The organism is Streptomyces sp. TLI_105 (genome assembly GCF_900105415.1).
Lineage (GTDB): Bacteria > Actinomycetota > Actinomycetes > Streptomycetales > Streptomycetaceae > Streptomyces.
This window is the reverse complement of the sequence record NZ_FNSM01000001.1, coordinates 4277934-4300193: the sequence shown is the minus strand read 5'-3', so window position 1 is coordinate 4300193 and position 22260 is coordinate 4277934. Positions and strand designations below refer to the sequence as shown.

Genomic DNA, 22260 nt, shown 5'->3' with positions numbered 1-22260 from the left:
GGGCTCAGGCCCTTCCTCGGGGTTGTCCGCGCCCCGGGTGGTCGTGTGGACGGCGGGAGTTCCTGACTCACCCGCGCCGTTGATCCGGTGCGGGCTCACAGTGGCGGGACCGCGCCGGATTCTCACCGGGCTTCCTCCCCGGGGTCCTGGGACCCCATGCCGATCTGCATCCTAGATCGTGCCATCTCCGGGCCGGAGGGAACCGGGGAGTCGGCCGGATCACACCCGGTGGTCAGCCGGTTCCCCGTGGGTATGCTCGCCGCCATGCCGCCCACCCCACCCCCGACGCCCGAACCGGGCGAACCTCGCATACGGGATCGTGGCGACGCCTGCCCCGGGGCGCTGCGCCTGCATCCCGCCGACGACGGGCGCCTCGCCCGACTGCGCCTGCCCGCCGGGCGATTGACGGCACGTCAGGCTGAGGTCCTGGCCCGTGCCGCCGAGACCCTCGGCGACGGACGGATCAGCATCACCTCGCGCGGCAACGCGGAGCTGCGCGGCCTCGGCGAGGGCTGCGGGGCGGAGCTGGCGGAGCTCCTGGCCGGGGCCGGCCTGCTGCCCTCCCCCACCCACGAGCGCGTCCGCAACATCGTGGCCTCGCCCGGCGCGGGACTCGACGGACTCGGCCGCGCGGACGTGCAGTTGTGGGCGCGTGAACTGGACGCCGCCCTGTGCGCCGAACCCCGGGCCGCGTCCCTTTCGGGACGGTTCCTGTTCCTCCTCGACGACGGGCGCGGGGACGTCGCCGGACTCGGCGGCGATGTGAGCTTGATCGCAGGACAGGACGGGTCCGCGCTGCTGCGACTCGGCTCCCGGGGCTTCCGCCTCGCCGCCGGCGACGCCGTACGGGCCGCCCTCGCCGCCGCCCTCGCGTTCCTCGACGCCGCCGAGGCCGCCGGAAACGGGGCCTGGCGGCCGCACGAACTGCCCGACGAGCACGTCCCCGACTGGGCCGGGGCCCTGGCGCGGGCCGGGATCACGGCGGAGCCCGTACCCGTACCGCCGCTTCCCGCGTCCCGGCCGCCCGCGCCCGGCCCGCTCGGCGAACACTCCCTGCACGTCCTCGCCCCCCTCGGCCGGCTGACCGCCGCGCAACTGCGGGCCCTGCTGCCCGCCGACGAACTCCGGCTCACGCCCTGGCGGGGGGTGGTCGTGGTGGAAACCCCCACCGACCGGCCGACGGACCCGGCGACGGACCTTGCGGCGACGGACCCGGCGCCCACCCACCCGGACCGGCTCCGGGACCTGGAGGCGCACGGCCTCATCACCCGTCCCGACGCGCCCGGCGCCGGGGTCACCGCCTGCACCGGACGCCCCGGCTGCGCCAAGTCCCTCGCCGACGTCCGGGCCGACGCCCTCGCCGCGCCCCCGGGGCCGCTGCCCGTGCACTTCTCCGGATGCGCGCGCCGCTGCGGACACCCGTACGGCGCCTGGATCAACGTCCTCGCCACCGGCGACGACAGCTACCTGGTGGACGGCGTCCCCACCCCCCGTACCTCCCTGACCGCAGCAGTCGCGGCGGCCCGTGGCCTGCCCACCCACACGAGATGAGCGAGAGCAACAGGATGTTCGACTACGAGAAGGACGGGACGGAGATCTACCGCCGGTCCTTTGCCACGATCCGCGCCGAGGCGGACCTCGCGGGCCTGCCCGCCGACGTCGCCCAGGTGGCGGTCCGGATGATCCACGCCTGCGGCATGACCGACCTCGTGCAGGACATCGCGTACTCCCCCCAGGTCGTCGCGAACGCCCGCGAGGCCCTCCGCGCCGGCGCGCCCGTCCTCTGCGACGCCCAGATGGTCGCCAGCGGCGTCACCCGCAAGCGCCTCCCCGCCGACAACGAGGTGCTCTGCGCCCTCTCCGACCCGGCCGTGCCGGGCCTCGCCGCCGAGCTGGGCACCACCCGCTCCGCCGCCGCCCTCGAACTGTGGCGGGACCGCCTCGAAGGCTCCGTCGTCGCCATCGGCAACGCCCCGACCGCCCTCTTCCACCTCCTGGAGATGATCGCGAAGGGCGCGGGGAAGCCCGCCGCCGTCCTCGGCATCCCGGTCGGCTTCATCGGCGCCGCCGAGTCCAAGGACGCACTCGCCGAGAACACCCTCGGCCTCGACTACCTGGTCGTACGGGGCCGGCGCGGCGGCAGCGCGATGACGGCCGCCGCGATCAACGCCCTCGCCCACGAAGCGGAGATCCAGGCATGACCACCGTGACCGGCAAGCTCTACGGCGTGGGCCTCGGCCCCGGCGACCCGAACCTGATGACCGTCGCCGCCGTGAAGGCGATCGCCGAGGCCGACGTCATCGCCTACCACTCGGCCCGCCACGGCCGCTCCATAGCCCGCTCCATCGCCGCCGAGCACATCCGCGAGGACCACGTCGAGGAGCGGCTGATGTACCCGCTCACGGTGGAGACCACGGACCACCCGGGCGGCTACCGGGGCGCCCTGAACGACTTCTACGAGGAGGCCTCGGGCCGCCTCGCCGCCCACCTCGACGCCGGCCGCACCGTCGCCGTCCTCGCCGAGGGCGACCCGCTCTTCTACGGCTCGTACCAGCACATGCACAAGCGGCTCGCCGACCGCTACGACACGACCGTCATCCCCGGCGTCACCTCGGTGAGCGCCGCCGCCGCCCGGCTCGGCGAGCCGCTGTGCGAGGCGGAGGAGGTCCTCACGATCATCCCCGGCACCCTGCCGGAGGACGAGCTGACGGCCCGTCTCGCCGGCACCGACTCGGCGGTCGTCATGAAGCTCGGCCGCACCTTCCCCACCGTGAAGCGGGCCCTGGAGCGGGCCGGCCGGCTCGACGACGCGCGGTACGTGGAGCGGGCGTTCATGACGGGCGAGCGGACGGAGAAGCTGACGGAGGTGGACCCCTCCTCGGTCCCGTACTTCTCCGTCGCCGTCCTCCCCTCCCGCATCGACCAGGAGCTCCCCGTACGGGAGACGGGCGAGGTCACCGTCGTCGGCACCGGCCCCGCCGGGGCGCCCTGGCTCACCCCCGAGTCGCGCGGCGCGCTCGTCAACGCCGACGTCCTCGTCGGCTACACCACCTACCTCGACCGGGTGCCGGTGCTGCGCCCCGGACAGCTCCGGCACGGCTCCGACAACAAGGTCGAGTCCGAGCGCGCCGAGTTCGCCCTCGACCTGGCCCGGCGCGGCCGGAAGGTCGCGGTCGTCTCCGGCGGCGACCCGGGCGTCTTCGCCATGGCGACGGCCGTCCTGGAGGTCGCCTGCGAACCGGAGTACGCGGACGTGCCCGTACGGGTCCTCCCCGGGGTGACCGCGGCGAACGCGGCCGCCGCCGCGGCCGGTGCCCCCCTGGGCCACGACTACGCCACGATCTCCCTCTCCGACCGCCTCAAGCCCTGGGACGTCATCGAGGCCCGGCTGCGCGCCGCCGCCTCCGCCGACCTCGTCATCGCCCTCTACAACCCGGGCTCCAGGTCCCGCACCCACCAGGTGGCCGCCGCCCGCGACCTCCTCCTCGAACTCCGCGCCCCCGAGACCCCGGTGGTCGTCGCCCGCGACGTCGGCGGCCCGGAGCAGTCGGTCCGGGTCCTCACCCTCAAGACCCTGGACCCCTCCGAGGTCGACATGCGCACCCTCCTCCTGATCGGCTCCTCGCAGACGCGCGCGGTCGAACGGGGCGACGGCCGCACGATCACGTGGACGCCGCGCCGGTACGGCTGAGCGACCCCGCGCGAAGAAGCGGTGGGCGGAGGGCAACCCTCCGCCCACCTCGCGAGTCACACAGACACTCCCCTCTCGCACATAGGTCCGGAAAGGGCCCGCCTCCTGTGATGACTCGTACCCGGCTGAGCGCGCTGGCCGCCACGGCCGCCCTCGCCGCCTCCGGCGGCCTGCTGACCGCCACCCCGGCCGCCGCGGCGGTCGCCTGCGTGTCCCCCGTGTGGAAGGCGGAGTACTTCGCCAACTCCACGTTCAGCGGCACACCGAAGCTGACCACCTGCGACAGCGCCATCGCCGAGAACTACGGCTACGGAGACCCGACCGGCGTCACCCTGCCCGTCGACAACTTCTCCGTCCGCTGGTCGGTCACCCGGGACTTCGGCTCCGGCGGCCCCTTCACGTTCGCCGCCGAGACCCAGGACGGCATCCGGGTCAACCTCGATGGCGTCCGCAAGATCGACCTCTGGAAGAACGTCTCCACCAACCAGAAGGCGACCGTCAACCTCACGGTCCCGGCGGGCAAGCACACCATCTCGGTGTACTACGCGGCTTGGACCGGCACGGCCAACGTGAAGTTCGCCTACGCGCCCCGGACCTCGGCGACCGTCGACAAGGTCCGCCCGCTCGCGCCCAGCGTCTTCTACGCCTCGCACGACCCCGGCCTGGGGAAGACGACGGTGTACTGGAACGCGAACAAAGAAATGGACCTCGCCGGGTACAGCGTCCACCGGCGGCCCAGCACCTCCACCACCTGGACCCGGGTCAGCGGCACCGCCCTGTTGACCACGCGGTCGTACGTGGACAACACGCCGCCCACGGGCCAGTCCTACGTCTACGAGGTACGGGCACGGGACAAGGCGGGCAACGAGTCGGCCGGCAGCAACGACTGGACCGTCTACACCCTCGACCGGACCGCCCCCGCCACCCCGACGGGCGTCACCGTCTCCACCGACAACAACCAGAACACGCTCCACTGGCGGGCGGCGGCCGACGCCGTGCGGTACGAGGTGGAGGCGGCCGACCAGCCCACAGGGCCGTTCACCGTGCTTCCGTCCCACACGGGCGGGCCGATCACCGGGCTGTCCTACTGGGACGGGTCGGCGCCCCTCGGCGTTCCGCGGTACTACCGCGTCCGTGCCTTCGACGCCGTCGAGCTCCCCTCGGCGTACTCCGCCGTCGTGAGCGGGAACAGGATCGACAGCACCCCGCCGCCGGCGCCGACGGACCTGCGCGGCGTCGCGGAGGTCGACGCCACCGTCCTCTCCTGGGACATGGCCGGGGCCCTCGACGTCGACATCGCCTATTACGGGGGCTACCGGGTCTACCGTTCACCCGGCACCGCCCTCGATCCTGCAGACCTCACCCGCGTCGCCTGCGACCCGTCCGAGGTGCCGGGATCGGAGCCGATCAGAATCAGTTGCACGGACCAGGACATGGCCCCGGGCAGCCACCACACGTACGCCGTCACGGCCGTCGACCCGGTGGGCAACGAGTCGCCGCTGTCGGCCCCGATCACCGTCCGCAGCGGCGACAGGGTCGCGCCCGCGCCGGTCGTCGACCTGGAGGCCACCCCGCGCGCCGATGGCATGCTGCTGACGTGGAAGCCCCCGGCCGACGACGACGTCGTCGGCTACCTGGCGTACCAGGGCGTCACCCGGGCGGACGGCACCATTGCCTGGAGCAGCTGCTCGGACGGTACGAGCAACCCCCTGGCCATGGTCTGCTCCGACGTGCCGGACGGGCAGGCCCGCGTGTACGCGGTGATCGCGATGGACCGCTGGACCAACTTCCTTTCCCTGTACGGCCCGGACATCACCAAGGTCTCGGCGAGCGAGCTCGACCTCCGACCGTCCGTGAACGTCACCGACGACTGGAACCTGTCGGGCTACCTCGCCTGGTCGGACGTCACCACGAGCGCGCCCTCCCTCGGCTGGGGCTGCTTCCAGGCCGAGTCGTGCGCACAGATCACCGGCTACCGGCTGAGCCGCTGGAACCCGGCCACGAAGGCGTACGAACCGCTCCACACGGGGCTGCTGCCCGCCACGAACACCGGTTTCGTGGACCGGACGACGGTGCCTGGGCAGACGTACTTCTACACCTTCCAGGCGCTGCGCGCCGACGGCACCACGGTCGCGACACACCTGCTGTCCACGGTGCGGCCCGCGCTCGTCTGACGCGGGCTTCCGCTCACCCCCGCAGCACCCACGCGGCGGCCTCCTCCGGGGTCGCCGCCACCGGGACGCCGGACGGGACCGGAGGGCGGCGGACCACCACGACCGGGAGGCCCGCCTCGCGGGCCGCCGTCAGTTTCGGGGCGGTCGCCGCGCCCCCGCTGTCCTTCGTCACCACCACGTCGATCCGGTGCCGTACGAGCAGCTCCCGCTCGCCCTCCAGGGCGAACGGGCCCCGGTCCAGAAGGACCTCCGTACGGGCCGGCACCGGGGCGTCCGGGGCGTCCACCGAGCGGACCAGGAACCACTGCGGGCAGGCGGCGAAGGCCGCCAGGCCCATGCGGCCGGTCGTCAGGAACACCCGGTCACCCAGACCGTCCAGGGCCCGGGCCGCCTCCTCCAGGGACGCCACGGAACGCCAGTCGTCCCCCTCCCCCGGGACCCACCCGGGACGGCGCAGCGCCAACAGGGGAACATGGACGGTGGCGGCCGCCCGGGCCGCGTTGAAGCTGATCCGCTCGGCGAAGGGATGGGTGGCGTCGATGACCGCGTCCACGGCGTGCCCCGCCATCCACTCCACGAGACCGTCGACGCCCCCGAACCCGCCGATCCGGACCTCCCCGGCCGGCAGCCGGGGGCTCGCGACCCGGCCCGCGAGGGAGCTGGTGACCCGGACCTCGCCGTGCAGCAGTCCGGCGAGGGCGCGGGCCTCGGTGGTCCCGCCGAGAACGAGTACGTGCACAGGAGCCCCTTCGTGACGTCAGGCGGCGGGCGTGAGGCCCAACTCAAGCACACCGGCCTCCGCCCGGGATGGACGACCGGTGCCTGCGCGACGGCGGCCACCACCGCCGCGTACACCGCGCTGCTGACCGGCGACTTCCCGGACCCGGTGACGATCACGCTCCCGAAGGGCCAGACGCCGTCCTTCGCGCTGACCGCCGAGTCCCTGACGGCCGATGCCGCCATGGCCGCCGTCGTCAAGGACGCCGGCGACGACCCGGACGTCACCCACGGGGCCGTGATCCGCTCGACGGTACGGCTCCTGCCGCCGGGCTCCGGCGTCGTCTTCCGCGCGGGCCCCGGCGTCGGCACCGTCACCCTGCCCGGCCTCCCCCTGGAGGTCGGCGAACCCGCGATCAACCCCGTGCCCCGGCGGCTGATGCGCGAGCACGTCGCCGCCGTCGCCGCCGCGCACGGCGCGCCCGGCGACGTCGAGATCACGATCTCCGTCGACCACGGCGCCGAGATCGCCCGCTCCACCTGGAACCCGCGCATCGGCATCCTCGGCGGCCTGTCGATCCTCGGCACGACCGGCGTCGTCGTCCCGTACTCCTGCTCCGCCTGGATCGACTCCATCCGCCGGGGCGTCGACGTGGCCCGCGCGGGCGGCCTCACCCACGTCGCCGGCTGCACCGGCTCCACCTCCGAGCGCACCGTCACGGAGCTCTACGACCTGCCGGAGATCGCGCTCCTCGACATGGGCGACTTCGCGGGCGCCGTCCTCAAGTACGTCCGCCGCCACCCCGTCGACCGGCTCACGATCTGCGGCGGCTTCGCCAAGCTCTCCAAGCTGGCCGCCGGCCACCTGGACCTCCACTCGGCCCGCTCCCAGGTCGACAAGGCCTTCCTCGCCGAGCTCGCCCGCACGGGCGGCGCCTCCGAGGCCCTCGCCGCCGAGATCGCCGACGCCAACACGGGCCTCGCCGCCCTCCGCCTCTGCGAGGCCGCCGGAGTGCCCCTGGGCGACCTCGTCGCCGCCCGCGCCCGCGACGAGGCCCTCACGGTCCTGCGGGGCGCCCCGGTCGCGGTGGACGTGATCTGCATCGACCGCGCGGGCGTCGTCGTGGGCCGGTCGGCGCCCGCGGGGCCGTAATCCGCGCGACAGCCCGTGCGGCGGCCGCCGAGAATCCCGGGATGACCGACTTCTCGCACAAACCCACCCTCACCGGCGACCGCGTGGTCCTCCGCCCCGTCACCGAAGCGGACGTGCCCGCGCTGCTGCCGCTGTTCGAGGATCCGGAGATCACCCGGCTCACCGGCAGCCACACGTCGTTCGACGAGGCGACCCTGGTGAAGTGGTACGGCTCGCGCGGCACGCGGGACGACCGGCTCGACCTCGCCGTGGTCGAGCGGGCGACCGGGCGGGTCGTCGGCGAGGCCGTCCTCAACGCATGGGACCCGGACAACGAGAGCTGCGCCTTCCGGATCGCCTTCGTCCCGGACGCCGTCGGCCGGGGCCTCGGCACGGAGGCGACCCGCCTGATCGTCGGCCACGGCTTCGAGGCGCTCGGCCTGTACCGGATCTGGCTGGAGGTCTACGCCTTCAACCCCCGCGCCCGCCGCGCCTACGAGAAGGCCGGCTTCCGGGCCGAGGGCGTCCTGCGGGGCGCGCTGCGCTGGGAGGGAGAGCGGGTGGACGCGACGGTGATGTCGGTGATCGCGCCGGAGTGGGGGGCGGGTCAGGCGGGGTAGCCGATCTCCGCGACGTCCTCGGCGAGGTCGGGGAGCGTCACCTGCGGGTTGAGGCGCGCCACCAGCTCCGGGGTCAGCGGGCGCAGGGCCAGGACGTGGCGTACGGCCTCGACGTCGACCGGCTGCTCGTAGTAGTCGGACGCCCATTCCGCGTACGCCTCCGCCGAGCGGTCCGTCAGCAGGCGGAGGAGGCGGCCGGAGCCGTCCGGGTCCTCGTGGCCGTCCAGGTCCGGGAACTCGACCGGGCCCGTCCGCCAGGCCGTGTCCGTCGTCTCGCGCCACAGGCAGGCGGTGGTCACGTGCACCCCGTCCTCGTCCGTGAACGCCGGCTCCGTCAGGTACTCCCGGAAGGCCTCCGGGACCCCGTCGAGCACCCCCGGCCAGGTCTGGCCGTCCGCGAGCGGCCCGTACGGGCTCAGCGGCGACTCGTGGTCGAAGACGCGCGCGAACGCCCCCGCCGGGGAGAGGACGATCGTGTACTCGCCGCCGGAACCGTCCTTCATCGACGCCAGCTGCTCGGTCTCCGACCAGTGCGCGTCGAAGGAGTAGTACCGGCTCTCCCACTCCGGGCTCAGGACGGCGTCCAGCATCGCGAGCCCCCGGGAGTGGTCGCGCAGTTCCTCGATGCCCGGCAGCGCCCGGGCCACGTCGTAGACGGTCACGGGACCATTCAAGACCGTGGCACCGACGTGCGGCACTCCGGCCCCGCTCCTAGGCTTGCCACGGAAGCGTTCCCCGAGCGAGAGGGAGTCCCATGGCGAAGCGCGGCAACAAGAAGCGGGCCCGCAAGAAGAAGAAGGCCAACCACGGCAAGCGGCCCAACGCCTGAGTGGTGGTGACGACACGGTGGCCGGACCCCGCACGGGGTCCGGCCACCGTCGTGTCAGCAGGCGTGGCGGTCGCGCGCCGGGTCGTACAGGTGGCTGTCGCGGAACTCCGAGGCCCCCAGCGTGCGGCCCACGAGGATGACGGCCGTCTTCGTGATGCCCGCCGCCTTCGTCTGCTCCGCGATGTCCTCCAGGGTGCCCCGCAGGACCACCTCGTCCGGGCGGCTGGCCATCGCGACGACGGCGGCCGGGCAGTCGGCGCCGTAGTGGGGGACGAGTTCGCCGACGACCCGGTCGACGTAGCGCGCGGCGAGGTGGAGGACGAGCAGGGCTCCGCTGCGGCCGAGGGTGGCGAGGTCCTCGCCCTCCGGCATGGGGGTGGCCTGCTGGGCGATGCGCGTGAGGATGACGGTCTGGCCGACCGTCGGGACGGTGAGCTCCCGCTTCAGGGCGGCCGCCGCCGCCGCGAAGGCCGGGACGCCGGGCACGACCTCGTACGGGATGCCGGCCGCGTCCAGGCGGCGCATCTGCTCGGCCATGGCGCTGAAGACCGACGGGTCGCCGGAGTGCAGCCGGGCCACGTCCTGGCCGGCCTCGTGGGCGGCGGTGATCTCGGCGACGATCTGGTCGAGGTCCATCTTCGCCGTGTCGACGAGCTTCGCGTCCGGCGGGCACTCGGCGAGCAGTTCGGTGGGGACGAGGGAGCCGGCGTAGAGGCAGACCCCGCACCCGGCGAGGGTCCGCGCGCCGCGCACGGTGATCAGGTCGGCCGCGCCGGGGCCCGCGCCGATGAAGTAGACGGTCATTGCTCTGTTCAACCCTTCGTTACGGACCACTGGGTGACGGGCATGGCCTGGCGCCAGCCGGTGAAGCCGCCCACGGGCACGGCGGTGGAGACGGCGAGCCGGACCAGTTCGCCGCCGTGGCGGCCGTACCACCGGGCGAGCAGCGCCTCGGATTCCAGCGTCACGGTGTTGGCGACGAGCCGCCCGCCGGGCGGCAGGGCCTCCCAGCAGGTGTCGAGCAGGCCGGGTGCGGTGAGGCCGCCGCCGATGAAGATCGCGTCGGGGGTGGGGAGCCCGGTGAGCGAGGCGGGGGCGGGGCCGGTGACGACGCGCAGGCCCGGTACGCCGAGGGCGTCGGCGTTGCGGGTGATGCGGGCGGCCCGCTCGGGGGACTTCTCGACGGCGACGGCCCGGCAGGAGCGGTGGGTCCGCATCCATTCGACGCCGATGGAGCCGGAGCCGCCGCCGACGTCCCAGAGGAGTTCGCCGGGGGCGGGGGCGAGGGCGGCGAGGGTGGCGGCGCGCACGTACCGCTTGGTGAGCTGGCCGTCGTGCTCGTACGCCTCGTCGGGGAGCCCGGGCACGACGCCGAGCCGGAGGGTGCCGGGGTCGCGGGCGCAGTCGAGGGCGAGGACGTTGAGGGGGTCGGTGCGCTCGTGCGGCCAGTCGGCGGCGGTCCCGTCGAGGATCCGCTCGGCGGGGCCGCCGAGCTGTTCGAGGACGCGGACGCGGGTGCCGCCCCAGCCGGTGGTGCGCAGCAGCTCCGCGACCCGCGCGGCGGTGTCGGCGCCCTCGCTGAGCACGAGGAGGCGGCGGCCCTCGTGGAGGGCGGCGGAGAGCGCGGCGAGCGGCCTGGCGACGACGGAGAGGGTCTCGACGGCTTCGAGTGGCCAGCCGAGGCGGGCGCAGGCGTACGAGACGGAGGACGGGTGCGGGTGGATGCGGAGGCGGTCGGCGCCGGCGGTCTCCGCGAGGGTGCGGGCGATGCCGTAGAAGGAGGGGTCGCCGCTGGCGAGGACGGCGATCGCGCGGCCCTGGTGGGCGGCGAGCAGTCCGGGGACGGCGGGGCGGAGGGGGGAGGGCCAGGCGATCCGCTCGCCGGGGCAGTCGTCCTCCGGGAGGAGGCCGAGCTGGCGGGGGGCGCCGAGCAGGACCTCGGCGGCGCGCAGGGCGCGGCGGGCGGTCTCGGGGAGCCCGTCCCAGCCGTCCGCGCCGATCCCCACGACCGACACCACCGATATCGCAGCGTTCACGTCCGGGACTCTACGTGAGGGCCGCAGGTGGGCGGCACGTGGCGGCCCTCACTTCTGGGCGTTCTGCCCCACGTAGAAGAGGAGCCAGACGAAGCCGGCGAAGGCGTGGGTGGCGAAGACGTACACGAAGACGCGGAGCATCACGCCCCGCTCCTTCCAGCGCTCGCTGTCGTGGGTCTTCTCGGTCATGCGCTCCAGGGTACGGGCCCGGGACAGGGACGGCGGCGGCCCTGAACAGAGGCGGGGTACGGCCCGGAATAGGGGCGGGGGTCGCGTCGTTCGAGGTAATAGTTTAAGCTTCAACCACTAGCAGGAACCGCGAGAGGTGAGCACGATGCAGTTCGGGATCTTCACCGTCGGCGACGTGACGACCGACCCCACCACCGGCCGCACCCCCACCGAGCACGAGCGCATCAAGGACACCGTCGCGATCGCGCTCAAGGCGGAGGAGGTCGGGCTCGACGTCTTCGCGACCGGCGAGCACCACAACCCGCCGTTCGTCCCGTCCTCCCCGACGACGCTCCTCGGGCACATAGCCGCCCGCACGGAGAACCTGATCCTGTCGACCTCCACCACCCTGATCACCACCAACGACCCGGTGAAGATCGCCGAGGACTACGCGACCCTCCAGCACCTCGCCGACGGCCGCGTGGACCTGATGATGGGCCGCGGCAACACCGGCCCGGTCTACCCGTGGTTCGGCCAGGACATCCGCCAGGGCATCCCGCTCGCCATCGAGAACTACGCGCTCCTCCACAAGCTGTGGAGGGAGGACGTGGTCGACTGGGAGGGCAGGTTCCGCAGCGCCCTCCAGGGCTTCACGTCCACCCCGCGCCCCCTCGACGGCGTCCCGCCGTTCGTCTGGCACGGCTCCATCCGCTCCCCCGAGATCGCCGAACAGGCCGCCTACTACGGCGACGGCTTCTTCGCGAACCACATCTTCTGGCCCAAGCAGCACACCGAGAAGATGGTCCGGCTCTACCGCCGGCGGTACGCGCACTACGGCCACGGCACCCCCGAGCAGGCGATCGTCGGCCTCGGCGGCCAGGTCTTCCTGCGGAAGAACTCGCAGGACGCGGTACGGGAGTTCCGCCCGTACTTCGACAACGCGCCGGTCTACGGCCACGGCCCCTCCCTGGAGGAGTTCAGCCGCGAGACCCCGCTGACCGTCGGCTCCCCGCAGGAGGTCATCGAGCGCACCCTGTCCTTCCGCGAGTACGTCGGCGACTACCAGCGCCAGCTGTTCCTCGTCGACCACGCCGGACTGCCCCTCAAGACGGTCCTGGAACAGCTCGACCTGCTCGGCGAGGAGGTCGTCCCGGTGCTGCGCAAGGAGTTCGCGAACCTGCGGCCCGCCGGGGTGCCGGAGACCGCCCCGCTCCACCCCGCCGTCACCCGCACCACCCAGGAGGTCTGACGCCATGCAGACGTTGAAGCTGGTCGCCGTGTCCGCCGGACTCAGCGCCCCCTCCTCCACCCGGCTCCTCGCCGACCGGCTCCTCCAGGCGGCCCGGTACCGGCTGGCCGAGCAGGAGTACGCCGTCGACGTCGAGGTCGTCGAACTGCGCGACCTGGCCGTCGACATCGCGAAGAACTTCGTGACGGGCTTCCCGTCGGCCGCGCTCCAGGAAGCGATCGACAAGGTCACGGGCGCGGACGGGGTCATCGCCGTGACCCCCGTCTTCACCGCCTCCTACAGCGGCCTGTTCAAGTCCTTCTTCGACCTCGTCGACCCGGCGGCGCTCACGGGGACCCCGGTCCTCATCGCCGCGACGGGCGGCACGGCCCGCCACTCCCTCGTCCTCGACCACGCCCTGCGGCCGCTCTTCGCCTACCTGCGGGCCCTCGTCGTCCCCACCGCGGTCTACGCGGCCTCGGAGGACTGGGGCACCGGCGGCGACGAGTACACGGAGGGCCTGCCGGCCCGGATCACCCGCGCGGGCAACGAGTTCGCGGACACGGTGGCGGGGAGGCCGGCGCGGAGGGCGGACGACGAGGAGATCGTCCCGTTCGAGAAGCAGTTGGCAGATCTGCGCCTGGACTGACCTGTTTTGTTACGTTGTGAGGGAACCCGGAAGGCCGTGCCCTCCCGGGCACCCGACAGCGAAACGGAGGTCGGCGATGGCCGGCGGCAGGATCGTGGTGGGCGTGGACGGATCGGAACCGTCCCTGAAGGCGCTGAAGTGGGCGGCCGCGCAGGCCGCCCTCACCGGGGACCCGCTCCAGGCGGTGATCAGCTGGGAGTACCCCGCGGTCTGGGACACCGCGATGCCGGGCGTCCCCCTGCAGTTCGACCCCGAGCAGCTCTCCGAGCGGATCCTCGACCAGGCCCTGGACGCCACCCTCACCCCGCAGGAGGCCGCCGCCGTCACCCGCACGGTGGTCGGCGGCAACGCCGCCCAGGCCCTCCTCGACACGGCCGAGGGCGCGAGCCTGCTGGTCGTCGGCGACCGCGGTCACAGCGGCTTCAAGGCGGCGGTCCTCGGCTCGGTCTCCTCCCACGTCACCCAGCACGCGCCGTGCCCGGCGGTCGTCGTACGAGGCGAGGTCCGGTCGTGACCATGGACATCAGACTGGAGCTGATCGGCGTCCCCGTCACCGACGTCGACCGGGCCAAGGCCTTTTACGAACAGGTCGGCTTCCACACCGACCACGACGTCACCGTCAGCGAGGACATCCGCTTCGTCCAGCTCACCCCGCCCGGCTCCGCCTGCTCGATCGCCCTCGGCAAGGGCATCACCCGGATGACACCGGGCTCGCTGGACAACATGCAGGTCGTCGTCGCCGACATCGAGGCGGCGCACACGGAGCTGACGGCACGTGGGATCGAGGTCAGCGACATCGACGACCAGCCGTGGGGCTCCTTCGTCTACTTCACGGACCCGGACGGAAACCGCTGGTCGGTCCAACAGACGACGCCACGCCGGACGTCGTAGCCGGAGGGCGGCCCGAGCGCGGGCGGCGCCCGCCGGGCGACTCCCGTCCGCCCGCCCGTGTGGGCGGTCGTCCCGCCCCTGCGGAACGACCGCCCACACCGGGGGGCGCAGCCCGTGGTGGGGTCACCACGGGGCCGGGTGGCCGGTGGCGTCCTCGTGTGTGTAGAAGAGGTAGAACGCGGTGCCCCCGGCGACCAGGCCGACGATGAGCCCCAGCAGCGCCGACGAGTAGACGCTCGCGTCGGTGACGCTGTACAGGAAGCCGACGGCGATGCCGGCGAGGGCGCCCCAGGCGACGGCGCGGGCCTCGCGGGGCAGGGCGCGACCGTACCGCCGGAGGGCGTACAGAGCGACGGCGAGGACGACGGCGGAGACGAGGCCCAGCCAGAACTGTCCCCAGCTGAGCGCGCCGCCGTCGCGGGCGTTCACCTCCGCGTAGAACCCGTACAGGACGCCGATCGTGACCGGGAGTCCCCAGCCGTTCGTGCTGACTCGGCGCCGGACGGGCACCGCTGCGTGTGCGGCCATGGCAGGAGCTCCTTCGTGTCCGGCCCCCCTGGGTCCCGCACCCTCCAGGGCACACCCCCGCCCGGCGCCCCGCAAGTGGATCACGGCCCCTCGGCCGCCACCGCCGCCAGCCGGGCCAGGGCCTCGTCCAGTACGGCGACCGGCGGTGACGCGAGGCCCAGCCTGACGGCGTCGGGGGCGGCGGAGCGGCCGACCGCGAAGGCGCTGCCGGGGGTGACCGCCACGCCCGCGCGTGCGGCGGCGGCGGCCGTGAAGGTCTCCGCTCGCCAGGGGGCGGGCAGCTCCCACCAGCAGTAGAAGGCGTGGGGGGAGGTCCGGAGCGCGTGTCCGGCGAGCCGCCGCCGGAGCAGGGCGTGCCGGGCCACGGTGTCGGCCCGTTTGGCGGCGACGGCCTCGGCGACGGTGCCGTCGCCGGTCCAGCGGACGGCGGCGGCGAGGGCGAGTCCGCCGGCCGTCCAGGCGCCGGAGCGCAGGGCGTCGGCGGCCGCCACCCGGAGCCGGGCGGGCACGACGAGGTAGCCGACGGTCAGGCCGGGGGCGAGCCGTTTGGAGAGGCTGTCGACGAGGAGGACCCGCTCGGGGGCGTGCGCGGCGAGCGGGGCGGGCGCGTCGGGGAGGAGGAAGGCCCAGGTGGTGTCCTCCACGGCCGTCAGGTCCAGGCGGCGGAGCAGCTCGGCGAGTTCGGCCCGCCGGCCTTCCCCGGCGATGGTGGAGAGCGGGTTCTGCAGGGTGGGCTGGAGGTAGACCGCGGCGAGCGGCGCGGCCCGGTGGGCGGCCTCCAGGGCGTCGGGGCGCACCCCTTCGGCGTCGAGGGCGAGGGGGACGAGCCGGATGCCGAGCCGTTCCGCGACCGCTTTGACCAGGGGGTACGTGAGTGCTTCGACGCCGAGGCGGCCGCCGGGCGGGACGAGGGCGGAGAGCGCGGCGGCGATGGCCTGGCGGGCGTTCCCGGCGAAGAGGACGCCGTCGGGGTCCGGCGCCCAGCCGGGCCGGGCGAGGACGGTGGCCGCCGCCTCCCGGGCCTCGGGGGTGCCGACGGCGGCGGCCGGGCGGGAGACGGCCTCGGCGAGCACGTCGGGCCGGGCGAGCGCCGCGAGCGCGCGGGCCATCAGCTCCGACTGGCGTCCGGCGGCGGGGTAGTTGAGCTGGAGGTCGACGGGAGCGGCGCCGGTCGCCTCGGCGAGCGCGGGTCCGGGCAGCGGGGGCGCGGACCGGACGAAGGTGCCGCGGCCGACCTCGCCGACGACCAGTCCGCGGCGGGCCAGCTCCCCGTACACCCGGATCGCCGTCGAGTTCGCGATCCCGTGGCGGCGGGCGAAGACCCGCTGCGGCGGCAGCCGGTCGCCGGGGCGCAGCCGCCCGTCCCGTACGGCGGCCTCGACCCGGTCCGCGATCCTCCGGTACTCCTCCATCCGGACCCCTCCCCCATTGCACCGAGAGCAAAGATCTTATTGCACCGAGCAGTTGGGGCTGCCTAGCCTGCGGTCATGCCCTTCGCCGAAACCCTCGCCACCAGCACCTTCTACGAGGACCGGGGCACCGGCCCCGCCCTCCTCCTCGTCCACGGCCACCCCTTCGACCACACCATGTGGCAGCCGCAGATCGACCGCTTCTCCCGCACCCACCGCGTCATCGCCCCCGACCTGCGGGGCTACGGCGCCACGCCCCTGGGCGCGACGACCGGCTCCACCGGCCTCGACGACTTCGCCGAGGACCTCACCGACCTCCTCGACTCGCTGGGGATCGACGACTGCGTCGTCGCCGGCCTCTCCATGGGCGGCCAGATCGCCATGGAGCTCGTCCGCCGCCACCCCGAGCGGGTCCGGGGCCTCGTCCTCGCCGACACCTTCCCGGCCGCCGAGACTGAGGACGGCAAGAAGACCCGCAACGCCATGGCCGACCGGCTCCTGCGGGAGGGCATGCGCGGATACGCCGACGAGGTGCTGGACCGGATGGTCGCCCCGTACAACACGCACGCCGCGCCGCACGTCCACCGCATGATGTGCGCCACCGACCCGGTCGCCGCGGCGGCCGCCCTGCGCGGCCGGGCCGAGCGCCCCGACCACCGGGAGACGCTCGCCGCCGTCACGGTCCCCGCGCTCGTCGTCGTCGGCCGCGACGACACGTACACCCCGGTGGCGGACGCGGAGGAGATGCACGCCCTGCTCCCCCACTCGACGCTCACGGTGATCGAACGGGCCGCGCACCTGCCCAATCTGGAGCGGCCCGAGGAGTTCGACGCGACCCTCGACGCCTTCCTTCGCTCACTCGTTCGGACCAGCTGAAAGTTCGGAACCGTACGAACGCCCTGACGATGGGGCCATGAGCCAGAACACCACACCCCGCAAGACGGGCACCCAGCCGAGCACCGCCGGCGCCTGGGCCTCCGGCGGAACCCTCTTCGCCGGCGTCCTCATGCTGGTCACCGGCTTCATGGACGTCTTCCAGGGCATCGCCGGCATCGCCAAGGACGACGTCTACACCCGCATCGGCGACTACGTCTTCAAGTTCAACCTCACCACCTGGGGATGGATCCACCTCATCCTCGGCGTCATCGTCGCCATCGCCGGCATCGGCATCCTCAAGGGCGCCGAGTGGGGCCGGATCGCCGGTATCTCCCTGGCCTCCCTCAACGTCCTCTTCCAGTTCCTCTTCCTGCCCTACCAGCCGTGGTGGGCGCTCTTCTCCATGGCCATCTCGGTCTTCGTGATCTGGGCCCTGGCGACGGACGACGCGTACGGCGCGGACGAGCGGTTCTGAGACTCCGGCCATGAAACGAGGAACCGGAATCGTCCTCGCCGCCACCACGCTCCTCGCCCTCACCGGCTGCGACACCGCCAAGGACAAGGCCGGCCAGATCGTCTCCTCCGCCACGGCGGCCGTCGCCTCGGCCGCCCAGGAGAAGATGAACCAGGTCAAGGACGGGGTGAACGCCACCGGTGACGTACGCGCCGGAGCCACGCGCGTCGACGGGGACCGCACGGTCGCCGAGATCACCGCGACCAACCCCAAGGACAAGAACGCCGACTACACGATCATGGTCAACTTCCGTGACACGGACGGGAACTTCCTCGACTCCGTCGTCCTGAACATCGACGGAGTCGAACCCGGAAAGTCCAAGACCGGCACGGCCCGCAGCAACCGGACGCTCTCCGGCGGGACGAAGGCGGAGATCGCACAGGCGCTACGGCACTGAGGCGCATGACCGGCCCCCTCTCGACCTGCGCACCCGGCGCCGATCCGCCACGCTGGAAGGCATGGACAACGACGAGATCCTGGACGACATCGGCGCCCTCGTCGAGGAGGAGCGCGCCCTGCGGCAGCGCACCGGCGGGCTCCTCCCCGAGGAACGCACCCGCCTCGCGGAACTCGAGGTACGCCTCGACCAGTGCTGGGACCTGCTGCGGCAGCGGCGCGCGAAGGCCGAATTCGGGGAGGACCCGGACACGGCGGCCCTCCGCCCGGCGGCGGAGGTCGAGTCCTACCGCAGCTGACCCCTACGCCCACCAGGCCGGTACCCCCGCCCACCCCCGCGGGGCGCTGCCCCTCCCGCACCACCACGTGGGCGCGCCCGCCGGGCGGTGCCCTTCCCGCCGCCCCCGCCCGTGTGGGCAATCGTCCCGCTGGGGCGAGGGGGTCCCCCCTGCTCGAGCGAAGCCGAGAGCTTGGGGGAGGGTGGGCACACGGGACGGCGCGCTCAGCGGCGCCTCCGCGTTCCGCGCCTGGACCCGCACCAGGCGTGCGGTGCACAGGTCGGTGCGGGTCAGGGCGCGGGAGCCTCTGGCGCCGGCAAGGGCGCCGTTCCGTTGTGCCCACCCGTTCCGCCCCAGCGGAACGACTGCCCACAACGGGGTGGGCACCGCCCGGCGGAACGACGGCTCACAACGGGGGCGCGGCGTACGTTGGTCGCATGGCTCGGCCCGTACGGATCACCCCACCCGCCTGGCTCACCGCCGGCCTGAAGCCGGCCCCCGCGCCGATCCCCTGGGCCGCCGTGGCCCGCGCCTCCGTCGCGCTGTCCGTGCCGCTCGCCGTCGGACTGGCGACGGGGCAGCCGGCGTACGGGGCGCTGGTCTCGATGGGCGCCCTCTCCGGCGTGATCGGGGACACCGCCGACGCCTACCGGATGCGGGTCTTCAACATCGCGGTGCCGCAGGCGTTCGGCGCCCTCGGCGTCACCCTGGGGACCCTCGTCTTCGATGAGGGCTGGCTCGCCGTCGCCGTCCTGACGCTCGTCGCCCTGGTCTCGGGGATGATCTCCTCGATCGGCGCGGTCGCCTCCGTCTCCGGTCTGCTCCTGCTGCTCAACGCGGTCGTCGGCGCGGGCCTGCCGATGCCCGACCCGTGGTGGAAGGCGCCCGTCCTCCTCGTCCTCGGCGGCCTGTTCGTCCTCCTCCTCACGCTCCTCGGCTGGCCGATGCGCCGCGCCGCCCCCGAGCGGGAGGCCGTGGCGGCCACGTACCGGACCGTCGCCGAGCTGTACGAGGCGACCGGCACGGCCGCGTACGACGAGAAGCGGCAGGCCGTCACCGCCTCCCTCAACCAGTCGTACGACCTGGTCCTCGCCCGCCGCGCCCGCCAGCACGGCCGCGCCGCCCCGCTGGTGCGGATCCTGGCCCAGCTCAACGTGGTCATCCCGCTCGTCGAGGCCGCTCCCGCCGCCCATCTGCGCGCCCAACTCCTCGGCCCGCTCCCACCCGCCGTCCCCGCCGCCGTGCGGGGGCTCGCGGACGCCGTCGAGGAGGGCCGCACCGGCGCCCCCGTCCTGGACCTGCCCGTGCCCGAGCGGCCGGCCGAGCGGGCCGTGGACCACGCCCTGCGGCACGCGGCGGCCGTCGTCCACAAGGCGGACCCCGACCCGTACAACGTCGACGACCGCCTCGGCCGCCCCGCCGCGCTGCGGATCCGGGCGCGCCGGGCGGCCCGCGCGGTCCTGCTCTCCGAGGCGTCCTGGCGGTACGGCCTGCGGCTGGCGCTCTGCGTCGGCCTCGCGCAGGCCCTGGTCTCGCTGATCCCCGTGCCCCGCTCGTACTGGGTCGCGCTCACCGTCACGTTCGTCATGAAGCCGGACTTCGGCTCGGTCTTCTCGCGGGCCGTCCTCCGCGCCGCCGGCACGGCCGCCGGGCTGGTCCTCGCCGCCCTCGTCCTCTCCGAAGTCCCCAGAGGGTGGTGGGACGTGCCGGTGATGGTCGTGCTCGCCGCGCTCATCCCCGCCTTCTCCGCGAAGGGGTACGCCTTCCAGACCGCGGCCATCACCCCGGTCATCCTGCTGCTCTCCGACACGCTCAACCACCAGGGCTTCGACCTCGTCCTGCCCCGCCTCTACGACTCGCTCATCGGCTGCGGGATCGCGCTGGTCGCCGGCTACCTGCTCTGGCCCGAGTCCTGGCACGTCCGGATCGGGGACCGGCTCTCGGACGCGGTCGCCGACACCGCCGCGTACGTCGAACGGGCCTTCGCCGCGGACAGCCCCGACCAGGGCGGCAGAGCGCGGGCCCGGCGCAAGCTCTACCGGGACCTGTCGACCGTCCGCTCCGAGTTCCAGCGGGCCCTGACCGAGCCGCCGCCGACGGGTGCCCGGGCCGCCGCCTGGTGGCCGCTCGTCGTCGCCGTGGAGCGGATCGTGGACGCGACGACCGCCGCCCGGATCCGGGTCGATCACGGCGCCCCGGCGCCCGACCCGGCGGAGGTCGCCGCCGTGCGGCGGGAGTTGCGGGAGCTCGCGGACGGGCTGCGCGGCACGGACACCCTCGTGGAGGTCCGCGCGGAGCTCCCCGGCGACGAGAGCGGAGTCCTCGCGCCGCTCCGACAGGAGGTGAGCGCGGCCCGCGCCATCGCCGGTCCCGACCTGCGGTGACCCCTCCTCGGGGGGCGTACGGGAGAACTTACCGGCGGTCACGGAACGGAACCCTCCCCACCACCGTTACCGGAAGCCACCCGGGCGACTACGATGCGCTCGATTCACCGTGATCCGCGCCCGCCGCCGCCGGCAACCGGCCCGACGGACGGGCCACTCAGCCCTGCCTCAGCCCCCGCGCCCCCGAGGACCCGCCATGCGCACCACCACGAACAGAGGGCTCCAGCCCAACGTCCTCGGTACCTTCGACACGATCGTGATGGCCGTCGCCGGCAGCGCCCCCGCCTATTCGCTGGCCGCGACCACCGCCGTCCTCTTCGGCGCGGTCGGCCTCGCCGGGCCCGCCGCGCTGCTCTACTGCGCGATACCGATGCTCGGCATCGTCCTCGCGTACGCCCGCCTCGGCCGCATCGACGTCAACGCCGGCGCCGGGTACTCCTGGGTGGGCCGCACCCTCCACCCCTTCCTCGGCTTCCTCGCCGGCTGGGCGCTCGTCTTCGCCGCCACCGTGTTCATGGTGGCCGGTTCACTGCCCGCCGGGTCCCTCACGCTCTCCCTGATCGACCAGGACCTCGCCGCGAACACCCCGCTCGCCGCGGCCGTCGGCGCCGGCTGGTTCCTGATGATGCTGCTCGTCGTCCTGGGCGGCGCCCGGCTGACCGTACGGGCGCAGCTCGTGATGTCCGGCGTCGAGATGCTGATCCTGCTCGCCTTCGTCCTGGCCGCCGTCGCGCACCGGGGCCGGGCCACCGCCTTCGACTGGTCCTGGTTCGCCCTCGACCACTTCCACGGGCCGGACACCTTCGCCGCCGGGGCGCTGATCGCCGCGTTCTACTACTGGGGCTGGGACGTCACCAGCAACCTCAGCGAGGAGACCCGCGACAGCCGCCGCACCGCCGGGCTCGCCGCGCTCGTCGGCGTCGGCTTCGTCTTCCTCCTCTTCGAGGCCTTCACCGTCGCCGTCAACGTCCTGCTGAGCGCCGAGGAGATCCGCGCCGCCGGACCCAACGTCCTCGCCGTCCTCGGCCAGGAGATCTGGCCCGGCGTCGGCGGCAAACTGCTCGTCGTGGCCGTCCTGCTGTCCACCGTCGCCACCCTGGAGACCACGCTCCTCCAGGTCACCCGCTCGCTCTTCGCGATGGGCCGCGACCGGACCCTGCCGGCCGCGCTCGGACTCGTGCACCGCCGCTGGAACACCCCGTGGGTCGCGATCGCCGCCGTCGGCGGCGCCGCCCTCCTGATGTTCTGCGCGGCCGCGGCGGCCGGCTCGGTGCAGCGGATCCTCAGCGACGCCGTCGCCGCGATCGGCCTTCAGATCGCCTTCTACTACGGCCTCGCGGGCATCGCCGCCGTCGTCGCGTACAAGGCGGTCCTGTTCCGCTCCGTACGGAACCTGGTCCTCGGCGGCCTCTGGCCGCTGCTCGGCTCCGCGTTCATGCTCTGGGCCTTCGTCGAGTCCCTCGGGGAACTCTCCACGACCGCCCTCACCATCGGCCTGGGCGGGCTGCTCGTCGGCGTGGTCCCGCTCCTCGTGTACTGGCGGAAGGGCAGCGACTACTACCGCCCCGCCCGCCTCGACGCGGTCCGCGCGCTCGCGGCGGCGGAGGGCTCGGCCCCGGCCACCCGCCCGCGCACGGGAACCCGCGACAAGGGCTACGCGACGGACTTCTGACCCGCACCTGCACCCGCACCTTGTACGCACGCAGCGACTTCTGACGGCAGCCGAACCCGAAGGAGGCC

General features: G+C 73.8%; 24 protein-coding genes and 1 riboswitch. Of the genes, 17 read left to right on the top strand and 7 right to left on the bottom strand.

Translation table 11 applies throughout. The annotated features are described in order from the left end of the window. Positions 1 to 37: 37 nt before the first annotated feature. Positions 38 to 173: riboswitch (cobalamin riboswitch) on the bottom strand. Between the two features lie 79 nt (positions 174 to 252). The 4 genes from BLW86_RS19625 (at position 253) to BLW86_RS19610 (ending at position 5865) form a co-directional block, all read left to right on the top strand. Then, a complete protein-coding gene (locus BLW86_RS19625; RefSeq protein ID WP_093875237.1) occupies positions 253 to 1551 on the top strand; it encodes a cobalamin biosynthesis protein CobG in 1299 nt (432 codons plus the stop codon). Further along, complete coding sequence (locus tag BLW86_RS19620) at positions 1548 to 2201, top strand: precorrin-8X methylmutase (RefSeq protein ID WP_371129533.1); 654 nt, start codon at positions 1548 to 1550, stop codon at positions 2199 to 2201. The genes BLW86_RS19625 and BLW86_RS19620 overlap by 4 nt, the downstream gene beginning before the upstream one ends. Next, entirely contained in the window at positions 2198 to 3691 is a 1494-nt protein-coding gene (cobJ, locus tag BLW86_RS19615; RefSeq protein WP_093875235.1) for a precorrin-3B C(17)-methyltransferase, read from the top strand. The genes BLW86_RS19620 and cobJ overlap by 4 nt, the downstream gene beginning before the upstream one ends. 110 nt (positions 3692 to 3801) lie before the next feature. Then, positions 3802 to 5865 (top strand): PA14 domain-containing protein, encoded by a 2064-nt coding sequence (locus BLW86_RS19610; protein ID WP_093875234.1) that lies wholly within the window; start codon positions 3802 to 3804, stop codon positions 5863 to 5865. A 13-nt stretch (positions 5866 to 5878) separates the two neighbouring features. On the opposite strand, the gene BLW86_RS19605 is transcribed toward BLW86_RS19610, so the two are convergent. After that, a complete protein-coding gene (locus BLW86_RS19605) occupies positions 5879 to 6604 on the bottom strand; it encodes a cobalt-precorrin-6A reductase (RefSeq protein ID WP_093875233.1) in 726 nt (241 codons plus the stop codon). A 12-nt stretch (positions 6605 to 6616) separates the two neighbouring features. Between BLW86_RS19605 and BLW86_RS19600 the strand changes: the two genes are divergently transcribed. After that, positions 6617 to 7735, top strand: a complete 1119-nt coding sequence (locus BLW86_RS19600) for a cobalt-precorrin-5B (C(1))-methyltransferase (RefSeq protein WP_093878751.1) — start codon at positions 6617 to 6619, stop codon at positions 7733 to 7735. Between the two features lie 41 nt (positions 7736 to 7776). Continuing rightward, entirely contained in the window at positions 7777 to 8334 is a 558-nt protein-coding gene (locus BLW86_RS19595) for a GNAT family N-acetyltransferase (RefSeq protein ID WP_093875232.1), read from the top strand. Here BLW86_RS19595 and BLW86_RS19590 read toward each other — a convergent pair. Continuing rightward, the gene (locus BLW86_RS19590) at positions 8322 to 8996 is read right to left on the bottom strand and encodes a hypothetical protein (RefSeq protein WP_256341357.1); all 675 of its coding nucleotides are present in this window, start codon (positions 8994 to 8996) and stop codon (positions 8322 to 8324) included. The genes BLW86_RS19595 and BLW86_RS19590 overlap by 13 nt on opposite strands. A gap of 92 nt (positions 8997 to 9088) precedes the next feature. On the opposite strand from BLW86_RS19590, the gene BLW86_RS44050 reads away from it, so the two are divergent. Beyond that, entirely contained in the window at positions 9089 to 9163 is a 75-nt protein-coding gene (locus tag BLW86_RS44050) for a 50S ribosomal protein bL37 (protein WP_099895366.1), read from the top strand. 54 nt (positions 9164 to 9217) lie between these two features. On the opposite strand, the gene cobM is transcribed toward BLW86_RS44050, so the two are convergent. From cobM to BLW86_RS42080, 3 genes are read right to left on the bottom strand one after another with little or no spacing between them, the layout of a single operon-like run. Then, entirely contained in the window at positions 9218 to 9967 is a 750-nt protein-coding gene (gene cobM / locus BLW86_RS19585) for a precorrin-4 C(11)-methyltransferase (RefSeq protein ID WP_093875231.1), read from the bottom strand. An 8-nt stretch (positions 9968 to 9975) separates the two neighbouring features. Further along, positions 9976 to 11199: a precorrin-6y C5,15-methyltransferase (decarboxylating) subunit CbiE gene (gene cbiE, locus BLW86_RS19580; protein WP_256341356.1), complete on the bottom strand. Its 1224-nt coding sequence runs from the start codon at positions 11197 to 11199 to the stop codon at positions 9976 to 9978. 48 nt (positions 11200 to 11247) lie between these two features. Further along, positions 11248 to 11388 (bottom strand): DUF6126 family protein, encoded by a 141-nt coding sequence (locus BLW86_RS42080; protein WP_177181700.1) that lies wholly within the window; start codon positions 11386 to 11388, stop codon positions 11248 to 11250. 145 nt (positions 11389 to 11533) lie between these two features. Here BLW86_RS42080 and BLW86_RS19575 point away from each other — a divergent pair, with 145 nt between their 5' ends. From BLW86_RS19575 to BLW86_RS19560, 4 genes are all read left to right on the top strand, one after another. Beyond that, positions 11534 to 12616, top strand: a complete 1083-nt coding sequence (locus tag BLW86_RS19575; protein ID WP_093878749.1) for an LLM class flavin-dependent oxidoreductase — start codon at positions 11534 to 11536, stop codon at positions 12614 to 12616. A gap of 4 nt (positions 12617 to 12620) precedes the next feature. Beyond that, positions 12621 to 13244 (top strand): FMN reductase, encoded by a 624-nt coding sequence (locus tag BLW86_RS19570; RefSeq protein ID WP_093875229.1) that lies wholly within the window; start codon positions 12621 to 12623, stop codon positions 13242 to 13244. Positions 13245 to 13320: 76 nt separating this feature from the next. Continuing rightward, positions 13321 to 13758, top strand: a complete 438-nt coding sequence (locus BLW86_RS19565) for a universal stress protein (RefSeq protein WP_093875228.1) — start codon at positions 13321 to 13323, stop codon at positions 13756 to 13758. Positions 13759 to 13760: 2 nt separating this feature from the next. After that, on the top strand, positions 13761 to 14135 hold the full coding sequence (locus BLW86_RS19560; protein ID WP_093875227.1) for a VOC family protein: 375 nt from the start codon (positions 13761 to 13763) through the stop codon (positions 14133 to 14135). 123 nt (positions 14136 to 14258) lie between these two features. On the opposite strand, the gene BLW86_RS19555 is transcribed toward BLW86_RS19560, so the two are convergent. Further along, positions 14259 to 14663, bottom strand: coding sequence for a hypothetical protein (locus BLW86_RS19555; RefSeq protein ID WP_093875226.1), 405 nt, complete (start codon positions 14661 to 14663; stop codon positions 14259 to 14261). A gap of 80 nt (positions 14664 to 14743) precedes the next feature. After that, positions 14744 to 16075, bottom strand: a complete 1332-nt coding sequence (locus BLW86_RS19550; RefSeq protein WP_093875225.1) for an aminotransferase-like domain-containing protein — start codon at positions 16073 to 16075, stop codon at positions 14744 to 14746. A gap of 75 nt (positions 16076 to 16150) precedes the next feature. On the opposite strand from BLW86_RS19550, the gene BLW86_RS19545 reads away from it, so the two are divergent. From BLW86_RS19545 to BLW86_RS19520, 6 genes are all read left to right on the top strand, one after another. Then, complete coding sequence (locus BLW86_RS19545) at positions 16151 to 16948, top strand: alpha/beta fold hydrolase (RefSeq protein WP_093875224.1); 798 nt, start codon at positions 16151 to 16153, stop codon at positions 16946 to 16948. A 37-nt stretch (positions 16949 to 16985) separates the two neighbouring features. After that, the gene (locus BLW86_RS19540) at positions 16986 to 17423 is read left to right on the top strand and encodes a DUF7144 family membrane protein (RefSeq protein WP_093875223.1); all 438 of its coding nucleotides are present in this window, start codon (positions 16986 to 16988) and stop codon (positions 17421 to 17423) included. A gap of 10 nt (positions 17424 to 17433) precedes the next feature. Then, complete coding sequence (locus BLW86_RS19535) at positions 17434 to 17859, top strand: hypothetical protein (protein ID WP_093875222.1); 426 nt, start codon at positions 17434 to 17436, stop codon at positions 17857 to 17859. 61 nt (positions 17860 to 17920) lie between these two features. Beyond that, on the top strand, positions 17921 to 18157 hold the full coding sequence (locus BLW86_RS19530; RefSeq protein WP_093875221.1) for a DUF2630 family protein: 237 nt from the start codon (positions 17921 to 17923) through the stop codon (positions 18155 to 18157). 416 nt (positions 18158 to 18573) lie between these two features. Beyond that, positions 18574 to 20520 carry an FUSC family protein gene (locus tag BLW86_RS19525; protein ID WP_093875220.1) on the top strand — a complete coding sequence of 649 codons (1947 nt, stop codon included), beginning with the start codon at positions 18574 to 18576 and terminating at the stop codon, positions 20518 to 20520. Between the two features lie 196 nt (positions 20521 to 20716). Further along, on the top strand, positions 20717 to 22192 hold the full coding sequence (locus BLW86_RS19520; RefSeq protein WP_093875219.1) for an APC family permease: 1476 nt from the start codon (positions 20717 to 20719) through the stop codon (positions 22190 to 22192). The last annotated feature ends 68 nt before the right edge of the window (positions 22193 to 22260 follow it).

Excerpts from the sequence above, each read along its gene's own strand:
- BLW86_RS19560 (WP_093875227.1), top strand. The coding sequence starts at position 13,761 with ATGGACATCAGACTGGAGCTGATCGGCGTCCCCGTCACCGACGTCGAC.
- cobM (WP_093875231.1), bottom strand. The coding sequence starts at position 9,967 with ATGACCGTCTACTTCATCGGCGCGGGCCCCGGCGCGGCCGACCTGATC.
- BLW86_RS19530 (WP_093875221.1), top strand. The coding sequence starts at position 17,921 with ATGGACAACGACGAGATCCTGGACGACATCGGCGCCCTCGTCGAGGAG.
- BLW86_RS19520 (WP_093875219.1), top strand. The coding sequence starts at position 20,717 with ATGCGCACCACCACGAACAGAGGGCTCCAGCCCAACGTCCTCGGTACC.
- BLW86_RS42080 (WP_177181700.1), bottom strand. The coding sequence starts at position 11,388 with ATGACCGAGAAGACCCACGACAGCGAGCGCTGGAAGGAGCGGGGCGTG.
- BLW86_RS19555 (WP_093875226.1), bottom strand. The coding sequence starts at position 14,663 with ATGGCCGCACACGCAGCGGTGCCCGTCCGGCGCCGAGTCAGCACGAAC.
- BLW86_RS19565 (WP_093875228.1), top strand. The coding sequence starts at position 13,321 with ATGGCCGGCGGCAGGATCGTGGTGGGCGTGGACGGATCGGAACCGTCC.
- BLW86_RS19595 (WP_093875232.1), top strand. The coding sequence starts at position 7,777 with ATGACCGACTTCTCGCACAAACCCACCCTCACCGGCGACCGCGTGGTC.
- BLW86_RS19570 (WP_093875229.1), top strand. The coding sequence starts at position 12,621 with ATGCAGACGTTGAAGCTGGTCGCCGTGTCCGCCGGACTCAGCGCCCCC.
- BLW86_RS19610 (WP_093875234.1), top strand. The coding sequence starts at position 3,802 with ATGACTCGTACCCGGCTGAGCGCGCTGGCCGCCACGGCCGCCCTCGCC.
- BLW86_RS19545 (WP_093875224.1), top strand. The coding sequence starts at position 16,151 with ATGCCCTTCGCCGAAACCCTCGCCACCAGCACCTTCTACGAGGACCGG.
- BLW86_RS19620 (WP_371129533.1), top strand. The coding sequence starts at position 1,548 with ATGAGCGAGAGCAACAGGATGTTCGACTACGAGAAGGACGGGACGGAG.
- BLW86_RS19535 (WP_093875222.1), top strand. The coding sequence starts at position 17,434 with ATGAAACGAGGAACCGGAATCGTCCTCGCCGCCACCACGCTCCTCGCC.
- BLW86_RS19550 (WP_093875225.1), bottom strand. The coding sequence starts at position 16,075 with ATGGAGGAGTACCGGAGGATCGCGGACCGGGTCGAGGCCGCCGTACGG.
- cobJ (WP_093875235.1), top strand. The coding sequence starts at position 2,198 with ATGACCACCGTGACCGGCAAGCTCTACGGCGTGGGCCTCGGCCCCGGC.
- BLW86_RS19625 (WP_093875237.1), top strand. The coding sequence starts at position 253 with ATGCTCGCCGCCATGCCGCCCACCCCACCCCCGACGCCCGAACCGGGC.
- BLW86_RS19525 (WP_093875220.1), top strand. The coding sequence starts at position 18,574 with ATGGCTCGGCCCGTACGGATCACCCCACCCGCCTGGCTCACCGCCGGC.
- BLW86_RS19575 (WP_093878749.1), top strand. The coding sequence starts at position 11,534 with ATGCAGTTCGGGATCTTCACCGTCGGCGACGTGACGACCGACCCCACC.
- BLW86_RS19540 (WP_093875223.1), top strand. The coding sequence starts at position 16,986 with ATGAGCCAGAACACCACACCCCGCAAGACGGGCACCCAGCCGAGCACC.